This is a genomic window from Sphingobium sp. KKT206 (genome assembly GCF_055640555.1).
In genome coordinates this window covers 2,559,005-2,583,528 of sequence record NZ_CM145764.1, presented here as the reverse complement: position 1 = coordinate 2,583,528, position 24,524 = coordinate 2,559,005, and the positions used below count along the sequence as shown (strand labels likewise).

Annotated in this window: 34 protein-coding genes; 29 read left to right on the top strand and 5 right to left on the bottom strand. The window is 63.1% G+C overall.

Features of this window, described 5'->3' with window-relative positions; all coding sequences use genetic code 11:
- The 15 genes from rpmC to ACZ2HM_RS12410 all read left to right on the top strand — a co-directional run bounded on the left by rpmC (position 1) and on the right by ACZ2HM_RS12410 (position 8,706).
- Complete coding sequence (rpmC, locus tag ACZ2HM_RS12480; protein WP_037472392.1) at positions 1–210, top strand: 50S ribosomal protein L29; 210 nt, start codon at positions 1–3, stop codon at positions 208–210.
- A 12-nt stretch (positions 211–222) separates the two neighbouring features.
- Positions 223–486 (top strand): 30S ribosomal protein S17, encoded by a 264-nt coding sequence (rpsQ, locus tag ACZ2HM_RS12475; protein ID WP_037472391.1) that lies wholly within the window; start codon positions 223–225, stop codon positions 484–486.
- A gap of 200 nt (positions 487–686) precedes the next feature.
- Positions 687–1,055, top strand: a complete 369-nt coding sequence (gene rplN / locus ACZ2HM_RS12470; RefSeq protein WP_007686569.1) for a 50S ribosomal protein L14 — start codon at positions 687–689, stop codon at positions 1,053–1,055.
- Entirely contained in the window at positions 1,055–1,366 is a 312-nt protein-coding gene (gene rplX, locus ACZ2HM_RS12465; protein WP_069065534.1) for a 50S ribosomal protein L24, read from the top strand. Before rplN ends, rplX begins: the two co-directional genes overlap by 1 nt.
- On the top strand, positions 1,366–1,938 hold the full coding sequence (gene rplE, locus ACZ2HM_RS12460; RefSeq protein ID WP_037472389.1) for a 50S ribosomal protein L5: 573 nt from the start codon (positions 1,366–1,368) through the stop codon (positions 1,936–1,938). Before rplX ends, rplE begins: the two co-directional genes overlap by 1 nt.
- Positions 1,939–1,990: 52 nt before the next feature.
- Entirely contained in the window at positions 1,991–2,296 is a 306-nt protein-coding gene (rpsN, locus tag ACZ2HM_RS12455; RefSeq protein ID WP_037472388.1) for a 30S ribosomal protein S14, read from the top strand.
- A 12-nt stretch (positions 2,297–2,308) separates the two neighbouring features.
- Positions 2,309–2,704 carry a 30S ribosomal protein S8 gene (gene rpsH, locus ACZ2HM_RS12450; protein WP_037472387.1) on the top strand — a complete coding sequence of 132 codons (396 nt, stop codon included), beginning with the start codon at positions 2,309–2,311 and terminating at the stop codon, positions 2,702–2,704.
- Positions 2,704–3,237: a 50S ribosomal protein L6 gene (rplF, locus tag ACZ2HM_RS12445; protein ID WP_037472386.1), complete on the top strand. Its 534-nt coding sequence runs from the start codon at positions 2,704–2,706 to the stop codon at positions 3,235–3,237. Before rpsH ends, rplF begins: the two co-directional genes overlap by 1 nt.
- Position 3,238: 1 nt before the next feature.
- Entirely contained in the window at positions 3,239–3,592 is a 354-nt protein-coding gene (gene rplR / locus ACZ2HM_RS12440) for a 50S ribosomal protein L18 (protein ID WP_037472385.1), read from the top strand.
- 2 nt (positions 3,593–3,594) lie between these two features.
- Positions 3,595–4,335 carry a 30S ribosomal protein S5 gene (gene rpsE / locus ACZ2HM_RS12435; protein WP_470425353.1) on the top strand — a complete coding sequence of 247 codons (741 nt, stop codon included), beginning with the start codon at positions 3,595–3,597 and terminating at the stop codon, positions 4,333–4,335.
- Positions 4,336–4,340: 5 nt separating this feature from the next.
- Entirely contained in the window at positions 4,341–4,520 is a 180-nt protein-coding gene (gene rpmD, locus ACZ2HM_RS12430; RefSeq protein WP_037472383.1) for a 50S ribosomal protein L30, read from the top strand.
- A gap of 134 nt (positions 4,521–4,654) precedes the next feature.
- Positions 4,655–5,188, top strand: coding sequence for a 50S ribosomal protein L15 (gene rplO / locus ACZ2HM_RS12425; RefSeq protein ID WP_037472382.1), 534 nt, complete (start codon positions 4,655–4,657; stop codon positions 5,186–5,188).
- 194 nt (positions 5,189–5,382) lie between these two features.
- Complete coding sequence (gene secY / locus ACZ2HM_RS12420) at positions 5,383–6,732, top strand: preprotein translocase subunit SecY (protein ID WP_037472381.1); 1,350 nt, start codon at positions 5,383–5,385, stop codon at positions 6,730–6,732.
- 44 nt (positions 6,733–6,776) lie between these two features.
- Complete coding sequence (locus tag ACZ2HM_RS12415) at positions 6,777–7,433, top strand: adenylate kinase (RefSeq protein ID WP_037472553.1); 657 nt, start codon at positions 6,777–6,779, stop codon at positions 7,431–7,433.
- A 241-nt stretch (positions 7,434–7,674) separates the two neighbouring features.
- Positions 7,675–8,706, top strand: a complete 1,032-nt coding sequence (locus ACZ2HM_RS12410) for an acyltransferase family protein (RefSeq protein ID WP_470425352.1) — start codon at positions 7,675–7,677, stop codon at positions 8,704–8,706.
- A 52-nt stretch (positions 8,707–8,758) separates the two neighbouring features.
- Here the strand turns inward: ACZ2HM_RS12410 and ACZ2HM_RS12405 are convergent, their stop codons facing one another.
- A complete protein-coding gene (locus tag ACZ2HM_RS12405) occupies positions 8,759–9,529 on the bottom strand; it encodes a CsgG/HfaB family protein (RefSeq protein WP_069065532.1) in 771 nt (256 codons plus the stop codon).
- A 185-nt stretch (positions 9,530–9,714) separates the two neighbouring features.
- Between ACZ2HM_RS12405 and lepA the strand changes: the two genes are divergently transcribed.
- From lepA to ACZ2HM_RS12390, 3 genes are read left to right on the top strand one after another with little or no spacing between them, the layout of a single operon-like run.
- A complete protein-coding gene (gene lepA / locus ACZ2HM_RS12400; protein WP_069065531.1) occupies positions 9,715–11,523 on the top strand; it encodes a translation elongation factor 4 in 1,809 nt (602 codons plus the stop codon).
- Complete coding sequence (locus ACZ2HM_RS12395) at positions 11,520–11,828, top strand: alkylphosphonate utilization protein (protein ID WP_037472374.1); 309 nt, start codon at positions 11,520–11,522, stop codon at positions 11,826–11,828. Before lepA ends, ACZ2HM_RS12395 begins: the two co-directional genes overlap by 4 nt.
- Positions 11,825–12,358, top strand: a complete 534-nt coding sequence (locus tag ACZ2HM_RS12390; protein ID WP_237748745.1) for a hypothetical protein — start codon at positions 11,825–11,827, stop codon at positions 12,356–12,358. Before ACZ2HM_RS12395 ends, ACZ2HM_RS12390 begins: the two co-directional genes overlap by 4 nt.
- Here the strand turns inward: ACZ2HM_RS12390 and ACZ2HM_RS12385 are convergent.
- Positions 12,323–13,093, bottom strand: coding sequence for an EAL domain-containing protein (locus ACZ2HM_RS12385; protein ID WP_076605446.1), 771 nt, complete (start codon positions 13,091–13,093; stop codon positions 12,323–12,325). The genes ACZ2HM_RS12390 and ACZ2HM_RS12385 overlap by 36 nt on opposite strands.
- Before the next feature lie 124 nt (positions 13,094–13,217).
- Positions 13,218–13,766: a hypothetical protein gene (locus tag ACZ2HM_RS12380; RefSeq protein ID WP_037472370.1), complete on the bottom strand. Its 549-nt coding sequence runs from the start codon at positions 13,764–13,766 to the stop codon at positions 13,218–13,220.
- Between the two features lie 131 nt (positions 13,767–13,897).
- Between ACZ2HM_RS12380 and ACZ2HM_RS12375 the strand changes: the two genes are divergently transcribed.
- The 5 genes from ACZ2HM_RS12375 to ACZ2HM_RS12355 all read left to right on the top strand — a co-directional run bounded on the left by ACZ2HM_RS12375 (position 13,898) and on the right by ACZ2HM_RS12355 (position 17,891).
- Positions 13,898–14,284 (top strand): PH domain-containing protein, encoded by a 387-nt coding sequence (locus tag ACZ2HM_RS12375; RefSeq protein WP_037472367.1) that lies wholly within the window; start codon positions 13,898–13,900, stop codon positions 14,282–14,284.
- A gap of 172 nt (positions 14,285–14,456) precedes the next feature.
- Positions 14,457–15,140, top strand: a complete 684-nt coding sequence (locus tag ACZ2HM_RS12370; protein WP_171899289.1) for a hypothetical protein — start codon at positions 14,457–14,459, stop codon at positions 15,138–15,140.
- 42 nt (positions 15,141–15,182) lie between these two features.
- Positions 15,183–16,334 (top strand): cupin domain-containing protein, encoded by a 1,152-nt coding sequence (locus ACZ2HM_RS12365; protein ID WP_037472363.1) that lies wholly within the window; start codon positions 15,183–15,185, stop codon positions 16,332–16,334.
- Positions 16,335–16,339: 5 nt separating this feature from the next.
- Entirely contained in the window at positions 16,340–16,882 is a 543-nt protein-coding gene (locus ACZ2HM_RS12360) for a pseudouridine synthase (RefSeq protein ID WP_037472549.1), read from the top strand.
- 64 nt (positions 16,883–16,946) lie between these two features.
- Complete coding sequence (locus ACZ2HM_RS12355; protein ID WP_037472361.1) at positions 16,947–17,891, top strand: L-lactate dehydrogenase; 945 nt, start codon at positions 16,947–16,949, stop codon at positions 17,889–17,891.
- 12 nt (positions 17,892–17,903) lie between these two features.
- Here ACZ2HM_RS12355 and ACZ2HM_RS12350 read toward each other — a convergent pair whose 3' ends face one another.
- Together ACZ2HM_RS12350 and rnd are read right to left on the bottom strand one after the other, a co-directional pair.
- Complete coding sequence (locus tag ACZ2HM_RS12350) at positions 17,904–18,185, bottom strand: I78 family peptidase inhibitor (protein WP_037472359.1); 282 nt, start codon at positions 18,183–18,185, stop codon at positions 17,904–17,906.
- A gap of 117 nt (positions 18,186–18,302) precedes the next feature.
- Positions 18,303–19,469: a ribonuclease D gene (rnd, locus tag ACZ2HM_RS12345; RefSeq protein ID WP_313923075.1), complete on the bottom strand. Its 1,167-nt coding sequence runs from the start codon at positions 19,467–19,469 to the stop codon at positions 18,303–18,305.
- A 129-nt stretch (positions 19,470–19,598) separates the two neighbouring features.
- On the opposite strand from rnd, the gene aspS reads away from it, so the two are divergent.
- From aspS to ACZ2HM_RS12315, 6 genes are all read left to right on the top strand, one after another.
- Positions 19,599–21,383: an aspartate--tRNA ligase gene (aspS, locus tag ACZ2HM_RS12340; protein ID WP_470425351.1), complete on the top strand. Its 1,785-nt coding sequence runs from the start codon at positions 19,599–19,601 to the stop codon at positions 21,381–21,383.
- Positions 21,384–21,419: 36 nt separating this feature from the next.
- Positions 21,420–22,037, top strand: a complete 618-nt coding sequence (locus ACZ2HM_RS12335) for a phosphatase PAP2 family protein (RefSeq protein ID WP_470425350.1) — start codon at positions 21,420–21,422, stop codon at positions 22,035–22,037.
- Positions 22,038–22,076: 39 nt separating this feature from the next.
- Complete coding sequence (locus ACZ2HM_RS12330; RefSeq protein ID WP_470425349.1) at positions 22,077–22,868, top strand: polyphosphate kinase 2 family protein; 792 nt, start codon at positions 22,077–22,079, stop codon at positions 22,866–22,868.
- Positions 22,869–22,950: 82 nt separating this feature from the next.
- Positions 22,951–23,742, top strand: coding sequence for a CBS domain-containing protein (locus tag ACZ2HM_RS12325; protein WP_470425348.1), 792 nt, complete (start codon positions 22,951–22,953; stop codon positions 23,740–23,742).
- Entirely contained in the window at positions 23,649–24,230 is a 582-nt protein-coding gene (locus ACZ2HM_RS12320; RefSeq protein ID WP_470425347.1) for a methyl-accepting chemotaxis protein, read from the top strand. Before ACZ2HM_RS12325 ends, ACZ2HM_RS12320 begins: the two co-directional genes overlap by 94 nt.
- A gap of 65 nt (positions 24,231–24,295) precedes the next feature.
- Positions 24,296–24,481 carry a hypothetical protein gene (locus ACZ2HM_RS12315; RefSeq protein WP_037473899.1) on the top strand — a complete coding sequence of 62 codons (186 nt, stop codon included), beginning with the start codon at positions 24,296–24,298 and terminating at the stop codon, positions 24,479–24,481.
- Positions 24,482–24,524 lie beyond the last annotated feature (43 nt).

Below are 24,524 nucleotides of genomic sequence, written 5' to 3'. Positions count from 1 at the left end.
ATGGCGAATGTTGCTGACCTTAAGACCAAGACGGACGACGAACTGTCGACCGAACTCAACAACCTGAAGCGCGAGCAGTTCAATCTGCGTTTCCAGGCGGCCACCAACCAGCTGGAAAAGCCCAGCCGCGTCAAGGAAGTTCGCCGGTCGATCGCGCAGATCAAAACTTTGCAGACCGAGCGTAACAGCTCGGCTGCGACCGCGAAGTAAAGGAAACACACGATGCCCAAGCGCGTGCTGACGGGAACGGTGGTTTCCGACAAGACCGACAAGACGGTGGTGGTTCGTGTAGAGCGCAAGGTTAAGCATGCGCTCTACGGCAAGATCATCCGCCGTTCGAAGAAATATCACGCCCATGACGAGGGCAATGTCTACAAGGAAGGCGAGACGGTCCGCATCGAGGAAACCGCCCCGATTTCCAAGCTCAAGACCTGGAAGGTCATCGAGCGCGTGGACACCCACAAGTCGCCGGAGGTTGCCGCTTAAAGGCGGAAACCCGGACTTTTAGGGTAGGCTCACTGATTATTTGGGTCTTATTGCGACGCGGGGCTGGCCTTTTCGATCAGAAGGGGTTACAGGCCCGCGCTTCGCGTAGGACCCGACAGAGTCTTGGCACGAAATTCGGAACCGCTGGGCCAGACCTTTCTGGAGCGTCCCGGTAGGCCAAATAAGAAGGAACCGGATCCATGATCCAGATGCAATCCAATCTTGACGTCGCTGACAACAGCGGCGCCAAGCGCGTCCAGTGCATCAAGGTGCTGGGCGGCTCGAAGCGTCGCTTCGCGAGCGTAGGCGACATCATCGTCGTCTCGATCAAGGAAGCAGCGCCTCGCGGCAAGGTGAAGAAGGGTGACGTGCATCGTGCCGTCATCGTGCGTACCGCCAAGGACGTGCGTCGCGCTGATGGCAGCGTGATTCGCTTCGACGGCAACGCCGCTGTACTTATCAACAAGAACGAGGAGCCGATCGGCACCCGTATCTTTGGCCCGGTCGTTCGCGAACTGCGCGCCAAGAAGCACATGAAGATCATCTCGCTCGCTCCTGAGGTGCTGTAATGAGCGCTGCCAAGATCAAGAAGGGCGACAAGATCGTCGTCCTGGCTGGCAAGGACAAGGGCCGTACCGGCGCTGTCCTGCAAGTGATGCCCAAGGCCGACAAGGTTCTTGTCGAAGGCATCAACGTGCATGCGAAGCATCGCAAGCCCGACCAGTCGAACCCGCAGGGTGGCATCGAGCGCAAGCCCGCGCCGCTCCACATTTCGAACGTGGCGGTCGCCGACAAGGATGGCAAGCCGACCCGCGTTCGTTTCGAGGATCGCGACGGCAAGAAGGTCCGTGTCGCCGTCAAGTCCGGTGAGGTGCTGTAATGGCCGATAAGTACATCCCGCGCTCCAAAGCGCTGTATGACGCCGAGATCGCCAAGGCGATGACCGAGAAATTCGGTTACAAGAACGTCATGGAAGTCCCCAAGATCGACAAGATCACGCTCAACATGGGCGTGGGCGAAGCGACCCAGGACAAGAAGAAGGTCACGCAGGCCGCCGAGGAAATGGAACTGATCGCTGGCCAGAAGCCGGTCATCACCAAGGCGAAGAAGTCGATCGCGCAGTTCAAGCTGCGTGAAGGCATGCCCATCGGTGCCAAGGTCACGCTGCGCCGCGAGCGCATGTATGAATTCCTGGACCGCATGATCAACGTGGCCCTGCCCCGCGTCCGCGATTTTCGTGGTCTCAATCCGAAGAGCTTCGATGGCCGTGGCAATTATGCCTTCGGTATCAAGGAGCAGATCATCTTCCCAGAGATCAGCTATGACCGTGTCGACAAGGTGCGCGGCATGGACATCATCGTGACCACCACGGCGAAGACGGACGATGAAGCGCGCGAATTGCTGCGCCTCTTCGGCTTCCCCTTCCCGCTCGAAGAGAAGCAGGCGGCCTGAACAAGGTCCCGCTTCTCTCCCAACGCTAAAGCTAAGGAAGAGAACTTAAGTCATGGCGAAACTGAGTTCGATCAACAAGAATGAGCGTCGCAAGAAGCTGGTTAAGAAATATGCCGGCCGTTATGCAAAGCTCAAGGCGATCGCGAATGACAACGCGGCCGATGACAGCGATCGTCTGATCGCTCGTCTGAAGATGGCGGAAATTCCCCGCAACGGCAACCCGACCCGCGTGCGTAACCGCTGCGAACTGACGGGGCGCCCGCGCGCTTATTACCGCAAATTCCGGCTCTGCCGTATTCAGCTGCGCGATCTGGCCAATAAGGGCCTGATCCCCGGCGTCACCAAGTCGAGCTGGTAAGGATATCATCTCATGGCATTGACCGATCCCCTGGGTGATATGCTCACCCGCATCCGCAACGGGCAGCAGGCGAAGAAGGACAGCGTTATGTCCCCAGCGTCCAAGCTGCGCGCCCGCGTCCTCGACGTGCTCCAGCGCGAAGGCTATATTCGCGGCTATTCCGAGGAAGATCTCGGCAAGCACCCTGGCCTGCGCATCGAGCTGAAATATTTCGAAGGGCAGCCTGCTATCAAGCATGTCGCCCGCGTGTCCAAGCCTGGCCGCCGCGTCTATTCGGGTTCGAAAGAACTGCCGGTGATCCGCAACGGTCTTGGTATCACGATCGTCTCGACGCCTAAGGGTGTTCTGTCCGACGCGGAAGCGCGCGACCAGAATGTCGGCGGCGAAGTGCTGGCGGAGGTGTTCTAATGAGCCGCATCGGTAAAAAGCCGGTCGCGATCCCCAATGGGGTGACGGCGACCATCGAGGGCGGGCAGCTCTCGGTCAAGGGGCCCAAGGGCACCCTGGCCATGCCGCTGCGCGACGAGATCAGCTATACGCTGGAAGGCGAAGGCATTCTCGTTCAGCCAGCCAACAAGACCAAGGCCGCACGGGCATTCTGGGGCATGCAGCGCACGCTGATCCAGAACCTGGTCACCGGTGTGACGGAAGGCTTCACCAAGAAGCTGCTCATCACCGGCGTTGGCTACCGCGCGAACTCGCAGGGCAAGAACCTGAAGCTGCAGCTTGGCTACAGCCATGACGTCGATTTTGCGATCCCCGACGGGATCGAGATCAAGACCCCGGATAACACCACGGTCGAGATCAGCGGCATGGACAAGCAGCAGGTCGGCCAGGTTGCCGCCGAAATCCGTCGCTGGCGCAAGCCTGAGCCTTATAAGGGCAAGGGCATCAAATATGCCGGCGAGTTCATCTTCCGCAAGGAAGGGAAGAAGAAGTAAGATGGCAAAGCTTTCCCTCTTCGCGCGGCGTCGTCGCCGTGTTCGCACCGCTCTCAAGGCTGTTTCGGGCACCCGCCCGCGCCTGAGCATTCACCGTTCGGGTCGTCACATCTACGCCCAGATCATCGATGACGCTGCCGGTACGACCGTCGCTGCGGCATCGACCCTGGACAAGGACGTGCGCGGCAAGACCGGCGCTACCTCGCAAGCCGCTGCCGATGTCGGCAAGCGCGTCGCCGCTGCGGCGACCGCTGCCGGTGTCACCCGCGTCGTGTTCGACCGTGGTGGCTTCCTGTTCCATGGCCGCGTGAAAGCGCTGGCCGATGCCGCCCGTGAGGGCGGGCTGGAGTTCTGATCATGGCTGACGAAAACACCACCGGCGAAGGCAATCAGCCCGCAGCCGTCCTGGCTCCTGAAGCGACGCCTCAGGAAGTCACCGAAAATCGTGGTCCCGGCCGTGGTCGTGGCAATCGCGGCGGCAGCGACCGCAACCGCAGCGATCGCGGCGGTGGCCGTGGTCGTCGTGACGATCGTCGCGGCGGTAACCGTGACGAAGATCAGGGCGAAGAACTGATCGAGAAGCTGGTCCACATCAACCGCGTCAGCAAGACCGTCAAGGGCGGCAAGCGCTTCGGCTTTGCGGCGCTGGTCGTTGTCGGCGACGGCAAGGGCCGGGCCGGTTTCGGCCATGGCAAGGCGCGCGAAGTGCCTGAAGCCATCAGCAAGGCGACTGCCGCTGCCAAGAAGGCAATGGTTCGCGTTCCGCTGAAGGAAGGCCGCACGCTGCATCATGATGGCCTTGGCCATTTCGGTGCGGGCAAGGTGACGCTGCGTTCGGCGCCTGCCGGTACCGGTATCATCGCCGGTGGTCCGATGCGCGCCGTGTTCGAAAGCCTCGGCGTCGCAGACGTCGTGACCAAGTCGAACGGCACGTCGAACCCTTATAACATGATCCGGGCGACCTTCGCGGCGCTGAGCGAACAGACGAGCCCCAAGTCGGTGGCGCAGCGTCGCGGCAAGAAGGTCGCCGACCTTCTGCATCGCGGTGGAGCCTCGGTCGAGGTCGCGCAGGCTGACGCCGAAGCGATTGTGGAGTAAGCGACATGGCAACAATCAAGATCAAGCAGATCGGTTCGCCGATCCGTCGCCCCGCCGACCAGAAGAAGATTCTGATCGGTCTGGGCCTTGGCAAGATGCATCGCGTGGTGGAACTGGAAGACACGGCGGAAGTCCGCGGTGCCATCAAGAAGCTGCCCCATATGGTGCAAGTGGTCGAGGGCTAAGCCCTTCGATCCGATGAAATGATGCGGGAGAGGGGGAAACCCCTCTTTCGTTTTTTTGACGGTCGGGCTATCGGCCTGGCCTCTTTAGGTTCCCACTGGGGACAGCGCGAACAAAGCGAAAGCGAGTGCACGATATGAAGCTCAATGACATCCGTGATAATGATGGCGCCCGCAAGGGCCGTATGCGCGTCGGACGCGGCATCGGTTCGGGCAAGGGCAAGACCGCTGGCCGCGGCCAGAAGGGTGCCAAGGCGCGTTCGGGCGTTGCCATCAACGGCTTCGAAGGCGGCCAGATGCCGCTCCACATGCGCATCCCTAAGCGCGGCTTCAACAACATCTTCGCCAGCGATTTCGCGATCGTGAACCTGGGCGCGGTGCAGAAGGCGATCGACGCCGGCAAGCTGGACGCCAACGCGACCATCGACCATGCCGCGCTCAAGGCCGCTGCGCTTGCCCGTGGTGGCAAGGATGGCGTCCGTCTGCTCGCCAAGGGCGAACTGACCGCGAAGGTCAGCTTCTTGGTTTCCGGCGCGTCGAAGGGTGCGCTGGAAGCCGTCGAAAAGGCCGGTGGCAAGGTCGAAGTGATCGAAGTCGTCGCGGCCGCCGACAAGGCGAAGGCCAAGAAGGGCACGGCGCTGGCCGCTGCCAAGGCTGCCCGGAAGGCGTAAGCCGCAGTCTCAGACTTGCAAGCACGGCCCCGCTGCCCGATATGGGTTGGCGGGGTCATGCGTATCGGGGGACTGTCTTTGCCACTTGGTATGGCAACTCCCCGTTCGACACGTTGAACCCGTCCCGCTAAGGGATGAGCGATTCCGCACCGGGGCTTGATGCCTCGGCAAGAGTGATTTGAAGGGCAGCCACCATGGCATCGAGAGCCGACCAGCTCGCATCCAATCTGAGCCTCGCGAAATTCAGCAAGGCCACCGACCTCAAGAAGCGCTTGTGGTTTACGCTCGGCGCATTGATCGTGTTCCGATTCCTCAGCTTCGTGCCCATGCCCGGCATCGATCCGACGGCTTTGGCCGGCGCGGTGCAGAATACGCGCGGCGGCGTCCTCGACATCTTCAACACCTTTTCGGGCGGTGCGCTGGAGCGTGCGAGCCTTATCGCGCTCGGCATCATGCCCTACATCACCGCGTCGATCGTGGTGCAGCTTGCCTCCTCGCTCTCGCCAAAGCTGGCGGCGATCAAGAAGGAAGGCGAAAGCGGCCGCAAGCGACTCAACCAATATACCCGCTACGGCACGGTGTTCCTGGCTGCGGTGCAGGGCTATTTCGCCGCCGTCGGCTATGAGACGCAGGGTGCGGCCGTGGTCGATCCCGGCATGGTGTTTCGCGTGTCGGCGGTCGTGTCGCTGATCGGCGGCACCATGTTCCTAATGTGGCTCGGCGAACAGATCACCTCGCGCGGCATCGGCAATGGCGTGTCGCTCATCATCATGGCGGGCATCGTTGCGCAGTTGCCGGTGACGTTGAGCAACCTGTTCAAGTCCGGCAGCGAAGGCACGATTTCGGGCCTGCTCATCTTCCTCGTGATGGTCATGGCGATCGGCCTCATCCTGCTGATCTGTTTCATGGAGCGGGCGCAGCGCCGGGTGCTGATCCAATATCCCAAGCGTCAGACCCGTCAGGGATTGATGCAGGCGGACCGCAGCCATCTGCCGCTCAAGGTCAACACCGCAGGCGTCATTCCGCCGATCTTCGCCTCGTCGCTGCTGCTGATGCCGCTGACCATCTCGCAGTTTGCGGGCCAGACGGTCGCGGGCGAAAGCCGGTGGGGCGATTTCGTCCTGACGCTCAACCAATATCTCTCGCACGGCAGCCCGGTCTATATGGGGCTTTATGGCCTGGGCATCGTCTTCTTCTGCTTCTTCTACACCGCTGTGGTGTTCAACCCGGAAGAGACGGCCGACAATCTCAAGCGCAATGGCGGCTTCATTCCCGGCATCCGTCCGGGCAAGAATACCGAACATTATCTGGATTATGTGCTGACGCGCATCACCGTGATCGGCGCCGCTTATCTGGCGTTCATCTGTCTGGTGCCGGAATTTGCCATCGCCAGGGCGGGAATTCCCTTCTACCTTGGTGGGACTAGCTTGTTGATCGTGGTCAATGTTACGGTCGATACCGTGACCCAGATTCAGAGCCACCTGCTCGCCCATCAATATGGCGATCTGATCAAGAAGGCGAAGCTCAAGGGCCGCCTGCGCTAAACGCGGCCCGGACGCTGGGCGCACAATAGGGGAGAATGCGCGCGATGAACATCATTCTGCTTGGCCCTCCGGGGGCCGGCAAGGGGACGCAGGCCAGTCGCCTGGTCGAGGACCGCGGCATGGTGCAACTGTCCACGGGCGACATGCTGCGCGCGGCCGTCAAGGCAGGCACGCCCGTCGGGCTGCAGGCCAAGGCGCTGATGGAAGCGGGTGCGCTCGTGCCCGACGATGTCGTATCCGGCATCATCGGCGAAGCACTGGATGCGCTTGCCGCTGATACCGGCGTTATTTTCGACGGCTATCCGCGCACTGAGGCGCAGGCCCATTCGCTCGATGTCCTGCTCGATGGACGCGGTCGCTCACTCGATCATGTGATCGAACTCGACGTCAATGAGGATGCGCTGGTCGAACGGATCACCGGTCGCTTCACCTGTGCCAATTGCGGCGCTGGCTATCATGATGTCTTCAAGCTGCCCAAGGTCGAGGGCGAATGCGACAAGTGCCAGAGCCACGAGTTCAAGCGCCGTCCCGACGACAATGAGGAAACGGTGCGCACCCGCATGGCCGAATATCGCGCGAAGACCGCACCCATCCTGCCCATCTATGAAGCGCGCGCGATCGTGTCGCGCGTCGACGGCATGGCCGACATGGATGATGTGACCAGCGCCATCGCGGCGATTCTGGACGGCGACGCCGCCTGATATAGCGCGCTACGGAAAAAAATGACCGACAGGGGCGGGTATGGCGGTGGCCATGCCTGCCCCTTTTGGCTTCATGGTGTCGATGACGAGGGTGTGGTGTACCATCCACCCATGGCCGTTAAGCATATTTGCCTTAACGCAACGCGATGCAGCAAAAGACCAGCAATAAAAATCAGGCTTTCATGGGCCGATTAACCACGATCTTGCCAGATTTATGTCTCCTATGTTGCTATAGCGGGCTGTGACTGGATCATCCCCCAAACGCGCACGGTTAACGGAACTGGATGCGCTGCGTGGCATAGGCGCGCTGTGCGTGCTGATCTTCCATTATTCCACGCGCTTCCACGAACTCTTCCCCCAGGCATCGCATGTGCCGTTCAGTTTCCCCGGCGGCAATTATCGGGTGCTGCTGTTCTTCACTATTTCGGGCTTTGCGATCTTCTTCACGCTTGATCGGATCGGGTCGGTCGCCGACTTCGTGGTCAATCGCTTCGCCCGGCTCTATCCCGCCTATCTGGTGGCGATGCTGGTGACGCTGTCGATCGAATATCTCGCCCATGCGACGCAGCTTCTGATCGGGCCAGGCGCGATCCTCGCCAATTTCACCATGTTGCAGGGCTTTGCCTTCCTGCCCGAAGTGGATGGCGCCTATTGGACGTTGACGGTGGAGATCGCCTTCTACGCCTGCATGATCGGCCTGTGGAAATTCGCGGGTTTGAAGCATCTGGAGCCGCTGCTCCTGCTATGGCTGGGCGTCCGCTGGCTCTACGCCTTATGGCCCGACATGCCGGAGCGGATCATCATGCTGCTGGTGCTGCGCTATCTGCCCTTCTTCGTCATCGGCATGCTGTCCTACCGTGTCTGGGCGGGACGGCGCAGTTGGCGGCAGCAGGCACCCTATGCTGCGCTAGCGCTGGCGTCGGTCGCGACGATGGAGACATGGGACGTGACCATCGTCGCCTGCCTCCTGCTGGCGTCCTTTGCGGCGCTGATCGCGGGGCGGCTGCATATATTGCGCATCCGCCCGCTCATCTGGCTCGGCGGGATCAGCTATTCCTTCTACCTCATCCACCAGCATGTCGGTTTCGTCGTCATGCTGGAACTGGCCAAGGCAGGCTATAGCCCCTGGATCGGCTTCTTCGCCGCCTTCGCGGTCGCATTGACACTCGGCACGCTGATCAACCGCGTGGTGGAGCGACCAGCCGGAGAAGCGATATTGGCCTGGTGGAAGCGGCGGCGTGCGCTCCAGCCAGCCGCCGTGCAACCGGCATGAAAAAGGCGGCGCTGGCCCATCCAGCGCCGCCCCTTCGACTAACCCGTTCGACTTACTGCGCGACGGGCGCGGCGGCCGCGGCATTTTCCGGCAGGCCGCCCATCTGCGTCACCATCTTGGTATAGGCGTCCAGATAGGCGAGCACGATGACCTGGCCGATGTCGGTATTTTGATAACCGCCACCGCCGACCGCCGCCAGGCCGCCCATCCAGCCCAGGCCGCCACCGCCGCCGAAGCTCAGGTCCGACTTGCGGAAATAGCCCTCTGCCATCACTTCTTCTTCTGTCGTGCGCGCGTTGACGACGGAGAGCATGACATTGGCCTCGCTCTTCTTGACCGAAATGCCGCCCAGCAGGGCCCCGCCGATGCGGCCGCCCAGCATCCCGCCCAACATGCCGCCCAGCGCGTTGCCGCCGCTATTTTTGTTGGTGGTAACGATGTCGGGCTGGATGAAATAATCCGCCGCCTTCACCTGCCCCCGGCCCAGGTTCGACCCAGCCTGCAACTCGCCGGAATCCGCCATGGCGCGTTCCAGATTGCGGCTGGCCATCGACCGGCCGCGATTGACCAGGCCGAAACAGCCCGATTGCTGCACGAACAATTTGATGATCGCTTCGGGGCTGCCCAGGCTCAATTCCCGCCACCACTGATTGTCCGGCTCGACGATCGCCGCCGTGCCGATGCGCTTGGTGCAGCGGGGAATTTCCATCTGTTTCTTGGTTTGGGCCTGGCGGCCGGACGACCCCTTGTCCTTGGCCATGGCTTGCGGGACGACCAGGGCAAGGCAGGCCGTCGCCGCGGTCAGCATTTTCAATAGACGCATTATCAGAACCCCGTTTGTTGCTTGCTTTGAAACTGTGCAGGCGACCCTGATATTTTGCGACCAGCCTATCACAGCCGCCTTGGCCTTCCAAGCATGGGTACGCAGGCGTAACACTCTTTGTCATCCATCACGCCGCCCCTCGTGATCCTACTGACAGCGCGTGCAATCGCTGCTATCGGGCGGCGATGACCGAGCTTTCGCATATCCGTAACTTTTCCATCATCGCCCATATCGACCATGGCAAGTCGACCCTGGCCGACCGTCTCATCCAACGCACCGGCGGCCTGACCGACCGCGAGATGAGCGCGCAAGTCCTTGATAATATGGATATCGAAAAGGAGCGCGGTATCACGATCAAGGCGCAGACGGTGCGCCTGGATTATGTCGCCAAGGATGGCCAGACTTATGAACTGAACCTGATGGACACGCCGGGGCATGTCGACTTCGCTTATGAAGTCTCGCGCTCGCTGGCCGCATGCGAAGGTGCGTTGCTGGTCGTGGACGCGGCGCAGGGCGTGGAAGCGCAGACGCTGGCGAATGTCTATCAGTCGATCGAGCATGATCATGAGATCGTGCCGGTCCTCAACAAGATCGACCTGCCCGCCGCCGAACCCGAAAAGGTGCGCAAGGAAATCGAGGACGTGATCGGCCTCGATGCGTCCGAAGCGGTGTTGGCGAGCGCCAAGTCGGGCATCGGCATCGACGAAATCCTCGAAGCCATCGTCAAGAAAATCCCCCCGCCCAAGGGCGACCGCAACGCCCCGCTCGAAGCGATGCTGGTCGATAGCTGGTACGACCCTTATCTCGGCGTCGTCATCCTCGTCCGCGTCGTCAATGGCGTGATCAAGAAGGGCCAGGCGATCAAATTCATGATCGGCGGCACTGAACATCTGATCGACCGGGTGGGCTGCATGCGCCCCAAGATCGAGCAACTGCCCGAACTGGCGGCGGGCGAGATCGGCTTCATCACCGCGCAGATCAAGGAAATCGCGCAGACCCGCGTCGGCGACACCATCACCACGGTCAAGAATGGCGCGACCAAGCCGCTGCCGGGCTTCAAGGAAGTCCAGCCGGTGGTATTCTGCGGCCTGTTCCCCGTCGATGCCAACGACTTCGACAAGCTGCGCGACTCGATCAGCAAGTTGCGCCTCAACGACGCCAGCTTCTCCTTCGAAATGGAAAGCAGCGCGGCGCTCGGCTTCGGCTTCCGCTGCGGCTTCCTGGGGCTGCTCCATCTGGAGATCATTCAGGAGCGGTTGACGCGCGAATATGATCTCGACCTCATCACCACCGCCCCGTCGGTGGTGTACAAGATCCAGCTGACCTATGGCGCGGGCGAGATCGAGCTGCACAATCCCGCCGACATGCCCGACCCGACCAAGATCGACGAGATCGAGGAGCCGTGGATCGAGGCGATCATCTATTGCCCCGACGAATATCTCGGCTCGATCCTGAAACTCTGCCAGGACCGGCGTGGCATTCAGAAGAACCTGACCTATGTCGGCGGCCGCGCGCAGGTGACCTATGAACTGCCGCTCAACGAAGTGGTGTTCGACTTTTACGATCGCTTGAAATCGATCAGCCGTGGCTATGCCAGTTTCGACTATCACCAGATCGGCTATCGGACGGGCGATCTGGTCAAGATGAGCATCATGGTCAATGCCGAACCCGTCGATGCGCTCAGCATGATCGTCCATCGCGGCACCGCCGAATCGCGCGGTCGCGGCATGTGCGAACGGCTCAAAGACCTCATCCCCCGCCATTTGTTCAAGATCCCGATCCAGGCGGCGATCGGCGGCAAGGTGATTGCGCGCGAGACCATCGCGGCGATGCGTAAGGACGTCACCGCCAAATGCTATGGTGGCGACATCAGCCGCAAGAAAAAGCTGCTCGACAAGCAGAAGGAAGGCAAAAAGCGGATGCGCGAATATGGCAGCGTCCAAATCCCGCAGGAAGCCTTCATCGCGGCGCTGCGCATGGGGGATGAAAATTGAGCGGGTCCGACGAAGATTATGTGTTCGACGAGGCATCGGGCGAGTGGGTGCCTGCGTCGCAATTGACCGAGGCAGGCGATGCCGCCGATGCGGTCGAAGTCCGCGATGCGGTGGGCAATTTGCTGGCCGATGGCGATCAGGTGACGCTGATCAAGGATCTGGTGGTCAAGGGCGCGGGGCAGACGCTCAAGCGCGGCACGCTGATCAAATCGATCCGCCTGACCGGCGACGCGCAGGAAATCGATTGCCGCCATGACGGGATCAAGGGCCTGGTGCTGCGCGCGGAGTTCGTGAAGAAGCGATGAGCGGCGCGCCTGTCCGTCCCGCGTCGCTGGCGCAGATGGTGCCGATCGCGGGGCAGGTGGCACGGATCGAGCGGGCGGCGGCGTTCCTGGCCAATGGCATGTCGCTCGGCCGTTGCCCGGATGCGGCCGATGACCGACGCCGCGCCATGCCCGCCAAGATGATCGGCAATGGCCTGCGCGAACTCGACTTGTTTCTGACCGACCTGATCGCCGAAGCGCGACGGATCGACCGGCTGGGGGCGGGGGCAGGGGATGATCCCGGCGTGCGGCCGAGCAGTCGCCTTTCCAGCGCAGCCGAGGCGTGGCATCGGGCGGGGCCGCAATTGGGACTGAAGGACGAGGGGCGCATGGTGCTGCGCGGCCTGCGCGCGGCGCAAAATCGCCTATGTTTCGGCCGGTTGCGTCGGGCCGACAGCGAAGCGGCGATGCAGCAGGCTTGCGCCGACTATGCGCGGTTGGCGGGCGATGTGCTGGCGGCGGTGCAGGCGCGCCGTTCAGGCGACGGCGGCGTAGCGATCGCGGCCGGGTAACGTCACGTTCGGTAGGCTCTTGAAGCCGGGCCGGGCCAGCAGATAGCCCTGAATATAGCGAACGCCCATTGCGCGTAGCGCTTCATATTCGCCGACCGTCTCAATCCCTTCGGCAATGACGATGATACCCAGCGATTGGGCGATGCGCAGCACGCCCTCCACGATCATTCGGCGCGGCAGGCTGGTGTCGAGGCCGCGGATCAGGTCCATGTCGAGCTTGATATAATCGGTCTGGAATTTGGCCAGCAGCCCCAGGCCCGCATGGCCCGCCCCGAAATCGTCGATCGCGGTGCCGAACCCCATTTTGCGGTAGGAATCGATGATGGTCCCGACATGGTCGGAATCGACCATCTCCTCATTTTCGGTGAATTCGAAGATCAGCCGTTCGGTCGGAAAGCCGGTCTTCTGCGCGGTCTTCAAGGTCAGCTGGATGCAGGCGACGGGCGAATAGACGGCATTGGGCAGGAAATTGATCGACAGCTTCGCGTCAGTATCAAGAATGCCTGCCGCGACAGCGCCCTCGATCGCCGCCACGCGACATTGCTGGTCGAACGCATAGCGATTTTCCGGCGTGACTTCCGCCATGACCTCGCCTGCGCCTTCGCCATTGGGGCCGCGCACCAGTGCTTCGAACGCGAAAGGCCGTCCCGTCTGGATGTCGACAATGGGTTGGAACGCCATTGCAATGTCGAATTGATGGGCTTGCGACCGGCAGCCCTGGCATCCTGTCTGCACCAAACGTCCTCCTACAACCGAAGGCGTAACCCGGCAGATGCTAACAGCCTGTAAACCCTGCAACTCGTGCAGCCGCTTTTGCGACGGACCGAGTGGGAAGGGGGATATCGCCTCTATGTCAGCGTCAGGTCGCGCACCAGTCGATCGGCGCGGCGGACCAGGGACTGGCATGACCCTTTAGGATCATGATCTCGCCAAGCGACACCTCGTCGCGGGTCAGCCTGCGCGCGGCAGGGTCGGCGTCGGTGGGGTCTGGCTTGGCGTCGAATCGGCCGCCGTTGAGCAGGGCGAGCAGGGCCATCCGGCCCCGCTGCGCTTTTTCCGCTTCTTCCGGGCAACGGGCACCATCTTCGGCGGGCACGCGGATGTCGGACAGGCGATAGCGGCGGCCCTCATAGGCGTAGCTGTTGGCGGTCAGCACGCAGGCATCGCCGTTCGGGTCGTCGCAGGCGGTAAAGGATGCGTTGATGCTGGTGGGCGTGTTGCCTGCTGCGCTGTTGCCGCCTCCCGGCAAAGCGTCCTTGAGCAGAAAAACGGCAAGCCCGGCGATGGCGAAAGCGACGAGCAGCAGTCGCACCGGCACGATCCGGGCGGGCCGCTCCTGCTTCTCATGCAGCCAGCGGCGGTCCCTGTCCGGGTTGCGATCCTCGATATCGTACAGATTGCGTGCCATGGCCGCTCCTACCTTCCGACATCTTCTAGCAGGATGCGGACGAATATTTGGTTAACCAAAGCGCTTGCGCGGCGCTTGACGCCGCGGGGACGGCATGGTCAAACCGCGCCGGTTCACACGCAGGAGGCGGCATGAGCGACACCTGGCTGTATGACGAAAACCCCGCCATGTTTCGGGCGCATCCGCTGCTGTTCACGCTACTGCTGCTGTCGGTGGTTGGCATCCTGGTGATCGCTGTCTGGTGGGTCATGCACAAGGGCGAGCGGCTGGCCTTGTCGGAGCGCGAAGTGCTGCTCGAACGCGGGCTGCTGTCCAAGCAGCGGACCGAAGTGGCGCTGGGCAGCATCCGCAGCGTGCGGATCACCCAAAGCCTTGGCCAACGCATCTTCGACGTCGGCCATGTCGAGATGTTCAGTGCGGGTGATGTAGCGGAAATCGCGATCAAGAACATGCCGCGCCCCGGCCGTATCCGGGCGCTGGCGGCGGCGCGCAACCTCGATCTTTTGCCGCAACGCTAGGGCATATTGCACGCCGCGCTTGACTTGCGCGCAAATATTCCAACGATAGCAACCACAAGGGAGCCGCATCAGAGCATCCCCGCAGGCAGGATGGACGCCAGAAAGGACCGCCGGTCGCATCATGCGGCACGGCGCTCATAAAAGGGTGCTCTGCATGGTAGGCCTGCGCGTAATGCCTTCATTGCCGGATTTGACCGCCGAGCAGCGCGCGGACATCCGTCAGGCGTGCGGATTTGCCTGCGTGCGCTGCGGCGTCACCCTCTATCGCTATCTGGGATTGCCCGACGGGCCGGGTGCCACCTTGCTATGCCCGACCTGCCACGGCCTGGTCGAGGAAGGGAGGCTGACCCCGACCCAGGTCCATAGTTTCCACGCCAATCCCGTGGTGCGCCAGCGGCATTTCGCACGCGACCGGCTGCCTTTTTCCTCCGAATTGCCCCACCTGATCGTCGGCGGATCACGGGTGCTGCGCGATACCCCGATCCCGATCACGCTGGAGGGCGAACCGATCCTGATCTTCGCCCCGCCCCGCCGGATCAATGGCGCGACTCGGATCAGCGTGCGTCTGGGCGGGCCGGATGGCGAGCCGGTGCAGGTGATTGACGGCAATGAATGGCTGCCGACCGATGGCAGTTGGCACTTCCTGCTGCGCGGCGATCGCTATTCGATGATGGCTGCGCGGGGCGACGGTCTGGCCGTGCTGCGTATCGTGACCCGCAATCGGATCGCGGTCGAGCATCTGCGCACGACGATCAAGGGACGGCGGCTGGAAGTGACGCCCGACTGGCTGGAAATTGACGGCAAACGCTATATCGACCGGATCGGCAGCGGCACGCTCATCGGGCTGGAACTGTGATCGCGCTTTGACAGGCGAGCGCCCAACCGGCAGGGCGGGATCATGCAATTTGCCCATTTCGATATCGACCATTTCCTGCGCACCCATTGGCAGAAGACACCGGCCCTGATCCGCAATCCGTGGACGGCGTGGCGCAATCCGCTGGAGCCGGACGAACTGGCGGGCCTGGCCTGCGAGGAGGGCGTCGAATCGCGCCTCGTCATGGCCGCGGGCGACCGGCTGGCGATGGAGAGCGGGCCACTGCCCGAAACCCGCTTCGGCGATCTGGGGCGTGACCGCTGGACCTTGCTGGTGCAGGCGGTGGACCAGCATGTGCCCGACGTCGCGGCGCTGATCGACCCCTTCCGCTTCGTGCCCGACTGGCGGATCGATGATGTGATGGTCAGCTATGCCAGCGATGGCGGCGGCGTGGGCGCGCATTTCGACCAATATGACGTGTTTCTGGTGCAGGGCCTGGGCCGCAGGCGCTGGCGGGTCGGGCCGCGCTGCGACAGCGCGACGCCACTCTTGCCGCATGACGACCTGCGCCTGATCGCCGACTTCGAGGCGACCGACGAATGGGTGCTGGAACCGGGCGATATCCTCTATGTCCCGCCCTGCTTCGCGCATGATGGCGTCGCGGTGGGCGATGACTGCATGACCTATTCGATCGGCTTTCGCGCACCATCGCGCGCCGAACTGGTCGAACATTGGAGCGAACATCTGGTCGATGCCTTGCCCGACGAGGATCGCTATGCCGACCCGGATCTGGTGCGGCAGGACCATCCCGGCGAAATCGCCGCCTCGGCGATCGACCGGCTGCACGGGCTGGTGCTGGAAGCCCTGAGCGATCGGGCGACCTTCGCCCGCTGGTTCGGCGCCTATAGCAGCCAGCCCAAATATGCCGACACCGATTGGCAGCCCGAAGAACCCGCTGACGTCAACATGGCCCGCGCACTGATCGCGGCGCAGGTGCCGCTGTGCCGCAATCCCGCGAGCCGCTTCGCCTTCATGGCGCAGGCGGACGACGCCGTGTCCCTGTTCGTGGACGGGCAGAGTTTCGATTGCGTTGGCGATGGCGCGCTACTGGCGCGCGCCTTGTGCGGGCGGGGCGATCTGATGGTCGATCCCGCGCTGGCCGGATCCGACACGGCGCTGGCGCTGATCGCGGCGCTGATCGATCAGGGCAGCGTTGCCTTTGACGAGGGGGAATGACGACGATGACGCTGATCCTGTTCAACAAACCCTTCAACGTCCTGTGCCAGTTCACGCCGGAGCCGAACGGCCCGGAGCGCCCGACGCTCAAAGATTTTATCGACGTGCCGGGCGTCTATCCCGCCGGGCGGCTGGACACCGACAGCGAAGGGCTGTTGCTGCTGACCGACGACGGGCGGTTGCAGGCACGGATCGCCGACCCGCGCTTCAAAATGCCCAAAACCTATCTGGCGCAGGTGGAGGGTGAGCCGGACGAAGCGGCGCTCGATACGCTGCGGCGCGGGGTGACGCTCAAGGACGGGCGGACCTTGCCCGCCGAGGTCGAGCGGATCGACGACCCGGCGCTGTGGCCGCGCGATCCGCCGGTACGGTTCCGCAAGACCGTCACCGATTGCTGGATCAGCCTAACCATCCGCGAGGGCAAGAATCGACAGGTGCGGCGCATGACTGCGGCGGTGGGGCATCCGACGCTGCGCCTGGTGCGCTGGCGGATCGGGGACTGGACACTGGAGGGCGTGGAGCCCGGAACATGGCGGGACGCGGGCTAAGCCTGTAGGATGCCTACGGTGCGTAGGCACCGATATTCACCCTCTTAACCGAACAGGATTATGCATGGGGGAGGATCAGGGGCGCGTCGCGATCATCGGCGCTGGCCATGTCGGCGCGACCACGGCCTATGCGCTGATGCTGCGCGCCTTGTTTCGGGAAATCATCCTGATCGACAATGATGCTGCGCTTGCGGCGGCGGAGGCGGCCGACATTACCGACGCTGGCGGACTGGCGCGTCCCGCGATCGTGCGGGCGGGCGACTATCAGGATGCCGCATCGGCGCGGATCGTCATCCTGACGGCCGGGGCTGCGACCAAGGGCGACGAAAGCCGACTGTCGGTTGCTGGGCGCAGCGCCGATATCGTGCGCAGTTGCGTGGGCCAGTTGATGGCGGCCGGTTTCGACGGCATCATCCTGGTCGCGGCCAACCCTGTCGATGTCATGACGATGGTTGCGCAGCAGGAAAGCGCGCTGCCCCATGCGCGCGTGATCGGCACGGGCACCTTGCTGGATTCCAATCGCCTGCGCGCGCTCCTCGCCCGGCAGTTGGCGATCGCCCCGGCCTCCATCGACGCCATGATCCTGGGGGAGCATGGCGACACATCCTTTGCCGCGTTGTCGATCGCGACGGTCGGCGGCACCCCGATCGCTCGATTTGCGGCGGATGCCGGGCCCATCGCACCGGAATCCCTGAACCAGCAGGTTCGCCAGGCGGCCTACCGGATCATCGAGGGCAAGGGCCATACGTCGTTCGGAATCGGAACCGCGATCGTGCGGATTTGCGAAGCCATCGTCCGCAATGAACATGTGATCTTGCCCGTATCCGCGCATCTGACGGGGCAGTTCGGTATCGACAACCTCTATCTAAGCCTGCCCTGCATATTGGGTGCCGGGGGTGTCGAGCGTGTCCTGACGCCCGACCTGGACGGCGCAGAGATTGCCGCCTTCCGACAATCGGCTGCCGCTGTCGGTGCTGTGCTCAAGACAGCGGGGACGGGGTCGAAATAAGAACCGGGCGCTTTACCCGCACCGCGCCGAGGTGATCAGCATCGCGTCGTCATAACTGACCGTCAGCCGATCCGGACGGAAGTCCATCGTCATCGCCATGCCGGGTCCGCCCCAGCGCAAAGTCTTGGCACCAGACGCTTGAAGCAGGGCGGTGCCGGTTTCGGCGCTGGCCTTCTGGCCCGTAAAGCGGGCGAGACTGTCGTGGTTGCAGGAGCCATCGGCCGTGACCGGCGGGGTGGTGGTGGCGCAGGCGGTCAGGACTAGCGCGGCGGTCAGCGACATGATGCGGTGCATGATGTTTTTCTCCTAACACATAATATCCGTTCGCCCTGAGCTTGTCGAAGGGCCTCACTTTTCTTTGAAGAGGAAGTGTGGGGCTTCGACAGGCTCAGGGCGAACGGAGGTAGGGAATTACTCCGTCCGCGTCATCTTCAAACGCCCACCCTTGACCGCAAAAGCCAGCCGGCCTTCGACCAAGTCCACCGCATCGCGGCCAAATTGTTCGTAGCGCCAGCCTTCCAGGATCGACAGGCCATCGCGCACGCCGGCCGCCAGCGCTTCGATATCATCGGACCGCGCCAGCAGGCGGGAGGCGACATTGATGTCGCGCGAGCGGATCTTGAGCAGCAGCTTGAGCAGATCAGCGACCAGCGCGCCATCCTTGCCCAGGCCCGGACGGCGCGGTTCGCGGTCGGGCATCTCGTCCTTGCCGAGCGGCTGGTGCTTGGCGATCGCGTTCATCAACCGTGCGCCAATGTCATTGGTGCGCCAGGTGGCGGACAGGCCACGCACCTTGCCCAGATCTTCCTGGGTCCGGGGCGGGTGGCTGGCAATGTCGGCCAACGTCTCGTCCTTGACGATGCGGCCACGCGGCAGATTCTTGTCCTGCGCCTCGATCTCGCGCCAGGCGGCCAGCGCCTTCAACCGGCCCAGCACATCGGCCTTCTTGCTAGCGATGCGGACGCGCTTCCACGCGTCTTCGGGCAGGTTTTCATAATTAGACGGGTCGCTGATCCGCTCCATTTCCTGGTCGAGCCAATCGCCACGCCCGGTCTTGCGCAATTCTTCCAGCATCTTGGGGAATATCTGGATGAGATAGGTGACATCGCCGATCGCATAGTCGATCTGGCGCTTGTCGAGGGGACGGCGCGCCCAGTCGGTAAAGCGCGCGCCCTTGTCGAGCTGTACGCCCATCCACGCCTCGACCAGATTGCCATAGCCAATTTGTTCGCCAAGGCCGAGCGCCATCGCCGCGATCTGGGTATCGAACATCGGATGCGGGGTCTTGCCGGTCAGGTTGTGGACGATCTCAATATCCTGTCCGCCCGCGTGAAAGACCTTCAGCACATCCTCGTTCTCGCACATCAGGTCGAGCAGGGGTTTGAGGTCGATACCCGGTGCCATCGGGTCGATCGCGGCTGCCTCATGCGGGTCGGCGACCTGCACCAGGCACAGTTCGGGCCAATAGCTGTTTTCACGCATGAATTCGGTATCGACCGCGATGTAGGGGGATTTTGCGATACGGGCACAAAATGCGGCCAGGGTCTTGCTGTCGGTAATCAGCGGATGAATTTGCATATAGTCTTCGATCTTATTATGGGCAGGCCCGCTCCCTGGCGGGCTCGTCGCTAGTCGACGTTCCAGCCCATAACCCGGCTGCAACACTTTGTCATTTCCGTAAAACGAAGCTGAAAGAACCCAAACGCCATGCACGCCTATCGCACCCACACTTGCGGCGCCCTTCGTGAAGCCGATGTCGGCGCGACCGTTCGCCTGTCCGGCTGGGTCCATCGCAAGCGCGACCATGGCGGCGTGTTGTTCATCGACCTGCGCGACCATTATGGCATCAGCCAGGTGGTGGCAAAGGCCGACAGCGAAGCGTTGCATGTGCTGGAAGGCCTGCGGCTCGAATCGGTCGTGACCATCGACGGCACGGTCGTCGCGCGCGGTCCCGAAGCGACCAACCCCAAGATGGAAACCGGCGCGATCGAAATCGTCGCCGACAGCGTGGCCGTGCTGTCCACCGCCGCCGAACTGCCGCTGCCGGTGGCGGGCGAGCAGGACTATCCCGAAGACATTCGCCTGCGCTACCGCTTCCTCGACCTGCGGCGCGAAACGCTGCACGGCAATATCGTCAAGCGCACGAAGATCATCTCCAACATGCGCCGCCGCATGGAAGATGCAGGCTTCACCGAATATTCGACGCCGATCCTGACCGCGTCCAGCCCCGAAGGCGCACGCGACTTTCTGGTGCCCAGCCGCATTCATGCCGGCAAATTCTACGCCCTGCCGCAGGCACCGCAGCAATATAAGCAGTTGCTGATGGTCGCAGGCTTCGACCGTTATTTCCAGATCGCGCCCTGCTTCCGCGACGAAGACCCGCGCGCCGATCGCCTGCCCGGTGAATTCTACCAGCTCGATCTCGAAATGAGCTTCGTCACGCAGGAAGAAGTGTGGGACACGATGGAGCCGGTGATCGCCCAGATCTTCGAGAAATTCGCTGACGGCAAGCCAGTCACGCCCGCAGGCAGCTTCCGCCGTATTCCCCATGCCGAAGCGCTGCTGAAATATGGCAGCGACAAGCCGGACCTGCGCAACCCGATCGAAATCACTGATGTGACCGAGCATTTTGTCGGGTCGGGCTTTGGCATCTTCGCCAGCCTGGTCGACAGCGGCAGCGTCATCCGCGCGATCCCGGCGCCGGGCGCTGGTGCTGGTAGCCGCAAATTCTTCGACGAAATGAATAATTGGGCGCGCGGCGAGGGCTATTCGGGCCTTGGCTATATCAACATCAAGGATGGCGTCCCCGGCGGCCCGATCGCCAAAAATCATGGCGAGGAAGCGACCGCGAAGCTGATCGCTGCGCTGGGTCTCGGCGCGAATGACGGCGTGTTCTTCGCGGCTGGCAAGGAATCGCAGGCGGCCAAGCTGGCGGGCCTCGCCCGGACCCGCGTGGGCGAAACGCTCGACCTCATCGACAAGGATCGGTTCGACCTGTGCTGGATCGTCGACTTCCCCTTCTACGAATATGACGAAGACACCAAGTCGATCGATTTCGCGCACAATCCCTTCTCCATGCCGCAGGGCGGGCTGGACGCGCTCAACAATCAAGACCCGCTGACGATCAACGCCTATCAGTATGACATGGTCTGCAACGGGTTCGAAATCGCATCGGGGTCGATCCGCAACCAGTCGCCCGAACTGATGGTCAAGGCGTTCGAACTGGTCGGCCTGTCGCAGCAGGATGTCGAAGAGCGTTTCGGCGGCCTCTATCGCGCCTTCCAATATGGCGCGCCGCCGCATGGTGGCATGGCCGCCGGGGTCGATCGCATCGTGATGTTGCTGTGCGGCGCGCAGAATCTGCGCGAAATCACGCTGTTCCCGATGAACCAGCGCGCCGAAGACCTGCTGATGGGCGCCCCCAGCGCCGCCGAGTTCAAGCAGTTGCGCGAACTCCATGTCCGCGTGGTGGAGCCGCAGGCCAAGGGCTGACCCGGCATGGTCCTGCGCGGTTTTCAGGAGAAGAACATGAAGACCCGCAGGACGATGACCCGCCGCCCGCTGCTACCCCTCTGCGCGATCGGCCTGCTGCTCGGCCTGCTCAACTGGGCGCTGCAGGGGCCGTTGCCGGGTGAAGCTGCGCTGACGCGCGGCGTGCAGGCGCTGTTCGGGTATCAGCCCGGCTGGGCCAATGTCATGACCAAGAGCGCGACCGAGCCATGGATGTGGGCGATGACGCTGGCGGTCGCTATCCTGCTCCATATGCTGCACGGCGCGCGCATGGCGCTCGCCGTGCCAATCAGCTTTGCCCTGGCGATCGCGGCGGACGGCCTGCTGCGTTTCTACGTCCATTCACCCCGTCCGCTGGCTGCGTTGGTCGCGGTCGCCAAGCCCAGTTCATCCTCCGGCCTGCCCTCGACCTATGGATTGGTCACCGGGGCGACGATCGGCCTGTTGGCGATCGTCGCGCTGGCGGATCGGCGCGCCATGGTGCGGGCGATCGGCTGGATCGCGATCGGCTGGATGGTGGCGGGCTGGGCCGCGCGGGTGACGATGGGCGGGCATTGGACCAGCCAGTTGCTGGCCAGCTATGCGCTGTCGGCGGTCATGGCGCTGGGCGTCGTCAGGCTGCTGCGCCGGTGTTGAGCCTCGACAGCGTGCCCATGCAGCGTCATGATCGCGCTCATGACCATCACCCTGACCGACTATGAATCCGCACCGAAATTCGATGGCGATTATGATGCGACCCTCGCCGCCTTGCAGGAGCGGCTAGCCAAGATCCAGGTCGCGCACATCCTGCACAAGCGGCGCAGCGTCATCCTGCTGGAGGGCTGGGACGCGGCGGGCAAGGGCGGGATCATCAAGCGGATGTCCGCCGACTGGGATCCGCGCTTCTATCAGGTCCATCCCATCGCCGCGCCCAATGAAGTCGAGCGCGACCATCATTTCCTCTGGCGTTTCTGGACCCGGCTGCCCGCCAGCGGCAATATCGCGATCTTCGACCGCAGCTGGTATGGCCGGGTGCTGGTCGAACGGGTCGAGGGTTTCGCCAAGAAGGCCGACTGGAAGCGCGGCTATGACGAGATCAACGCCTTCGAAAAGCAGCAGATCGATGCGGGCATGAACATGGTCAAATTGTTCGTCCACATCACCCAGGAAACCCAGGACGAACAACTGGCGCAGCGGCTCGATACGCCGTGGAAGCGGTGGAAGACCGGGACCGACGATTATCGCAATCGCGCGCGCCGGGACGATTATCTCGACGCGATGCACGCGATGTTCAAGAAGACCGATACCAAACATGCCCCGTGGCACGTCATCGACAATAATCATCGCAAGACCGGGCGGATCGCGGCGCTGACCTATGTCGCCGAGCGGCTGGAACAGCTGGTGCCGATGGATTTTCCGGCGGCGGACCCGGCCGTGGTGAAATTGGCGGAACAGGCCTTTGGCTATGTTCCTGGAAAGTCGCAGTAAAATAGTGCAAATACAAGGGCTTGTAACATTATTGCCATAAATTCCTAACGGCCTGTTTACCAATGAACGCTGACGCACACCCATGCTTGCTGCGCGTCTTTCCCTGTCCGATACCAGCCCCGTCATAAGGCTGGGCCGTCCGCTCAGCGAGGCGGTCGATTGTTTTCAGGATGATTCCGGGCTGCGGCTGCTGCCGGTGCTGGATGAGGCCGACCGGCCGGCCGGTGCGATCTACGAACGCGACATGCGGCGCATCCTGTTCAACCCCTTCGGCCATGCGCTGCTGCGCAATCCCAGCTTCGGCGGACGGCTGGACGATCATGTCCGGCCTTGTGCCACGGTCGAGCGCAGCGCGGCCGTCGAGCAGTTGGTCGATCTCTACGCCGCGCAGGGGGCTGGGTGCGAGGGGCTGATCCTGGTCGAGCGCGGGCGCTATGCCGGTGTGCTGGGCGGCCCGCTGCTGTTGCGCCTGACGGCCGAGCGCGACGCGCGGACGGCCCTGGCCCGCACCGAACGCGCGGAGCGGATCACGCGGGAAAGTACGGACTTCCGCGCCGATATCGGCGCGCTGATCGCGGACATGGTGGCGATGGCGGAGCAATTGTCGGTCCTGGCGGGACAAGTGTCGGATCGGGCGACCGGCGACCGCACCGATTCGGCGGCGATGGCGGTGGCGGCAGTGCAGACTGCCGACCGGCTGGCGGCGCTACAGAGCGGTGGCGCGGAACTCGGCACTTATTCGCGGCGATGGAGGCCGAAGCGCGCGATGCGGGCGCGGCCATGCGCGAGGCGGCCGCGCGGAGCCGGTCGGGCCTGGCACAAAGCGCGGCACTACGTGACGAAGCCGACGGGATTGGCGAGGTCGCTGCGCTGATCGATGCCATTGCCGGCGCGACGGCGATGCTGGCGCTCAACGCAGGCATAGAGGCGGCGCGCGCGGGCGAGGCGGGGCAGGGCTTCGCCGTGGTCGCGCGCGAGGTCAAATCGCTCGCCGCGCAGACGCGCGCGGCAGCGGCGGGCATTGGCGAACGGATCGACCATATCCGCGCGGCCGTGGGCGATGTCGCTGCGGGCCACATGACGATCGACGATGCCATGACACGCGCCGACCGGCTGTCGACCGCCTTGTTCGATGCGATGGCGCGGCAGGGCGCGTTCACGCGCACGATCGCCGACAGCGTCGCTGAAGCCGGATCATCGAGTGACCATATCCGCGCGGGCGCGCAAGCGATCAGCGACAATGCGCTGGCCACGGCGCACGGCGCGCAGGAAATGCGCGCGGTAGCCCGGCGATTGGCGGACGAAGCGCACCGGCTGGAGGCGCGCGCTGGCGGTTTCATCGCTGAAATCCGCGCCGCCTGATAAAGCCACTGGCGCGCCGCGAAAATCGCGATAGGCTGTGCTTCCATAAAAAAGGAGAGGAAGCCATGCTCGTCATGTTCGTGGGGACGGACCGCACCGAAACTGCCGTCAACGCCACTCAGGTCACCTTCGTCTCATCCGTCAACGACGGCACCCGCATCCGCTTCGGCGAAGGCCGCAGCGTGACCGTGACCGAACCCATCGCCGAAGTGCTCGAAAGCCTCAACCGATCGCTGCGCCCGCACGAATAGGGACTACTTTAGGGGCGTCTGCCGGGCGCGGTGCCTGACGTCC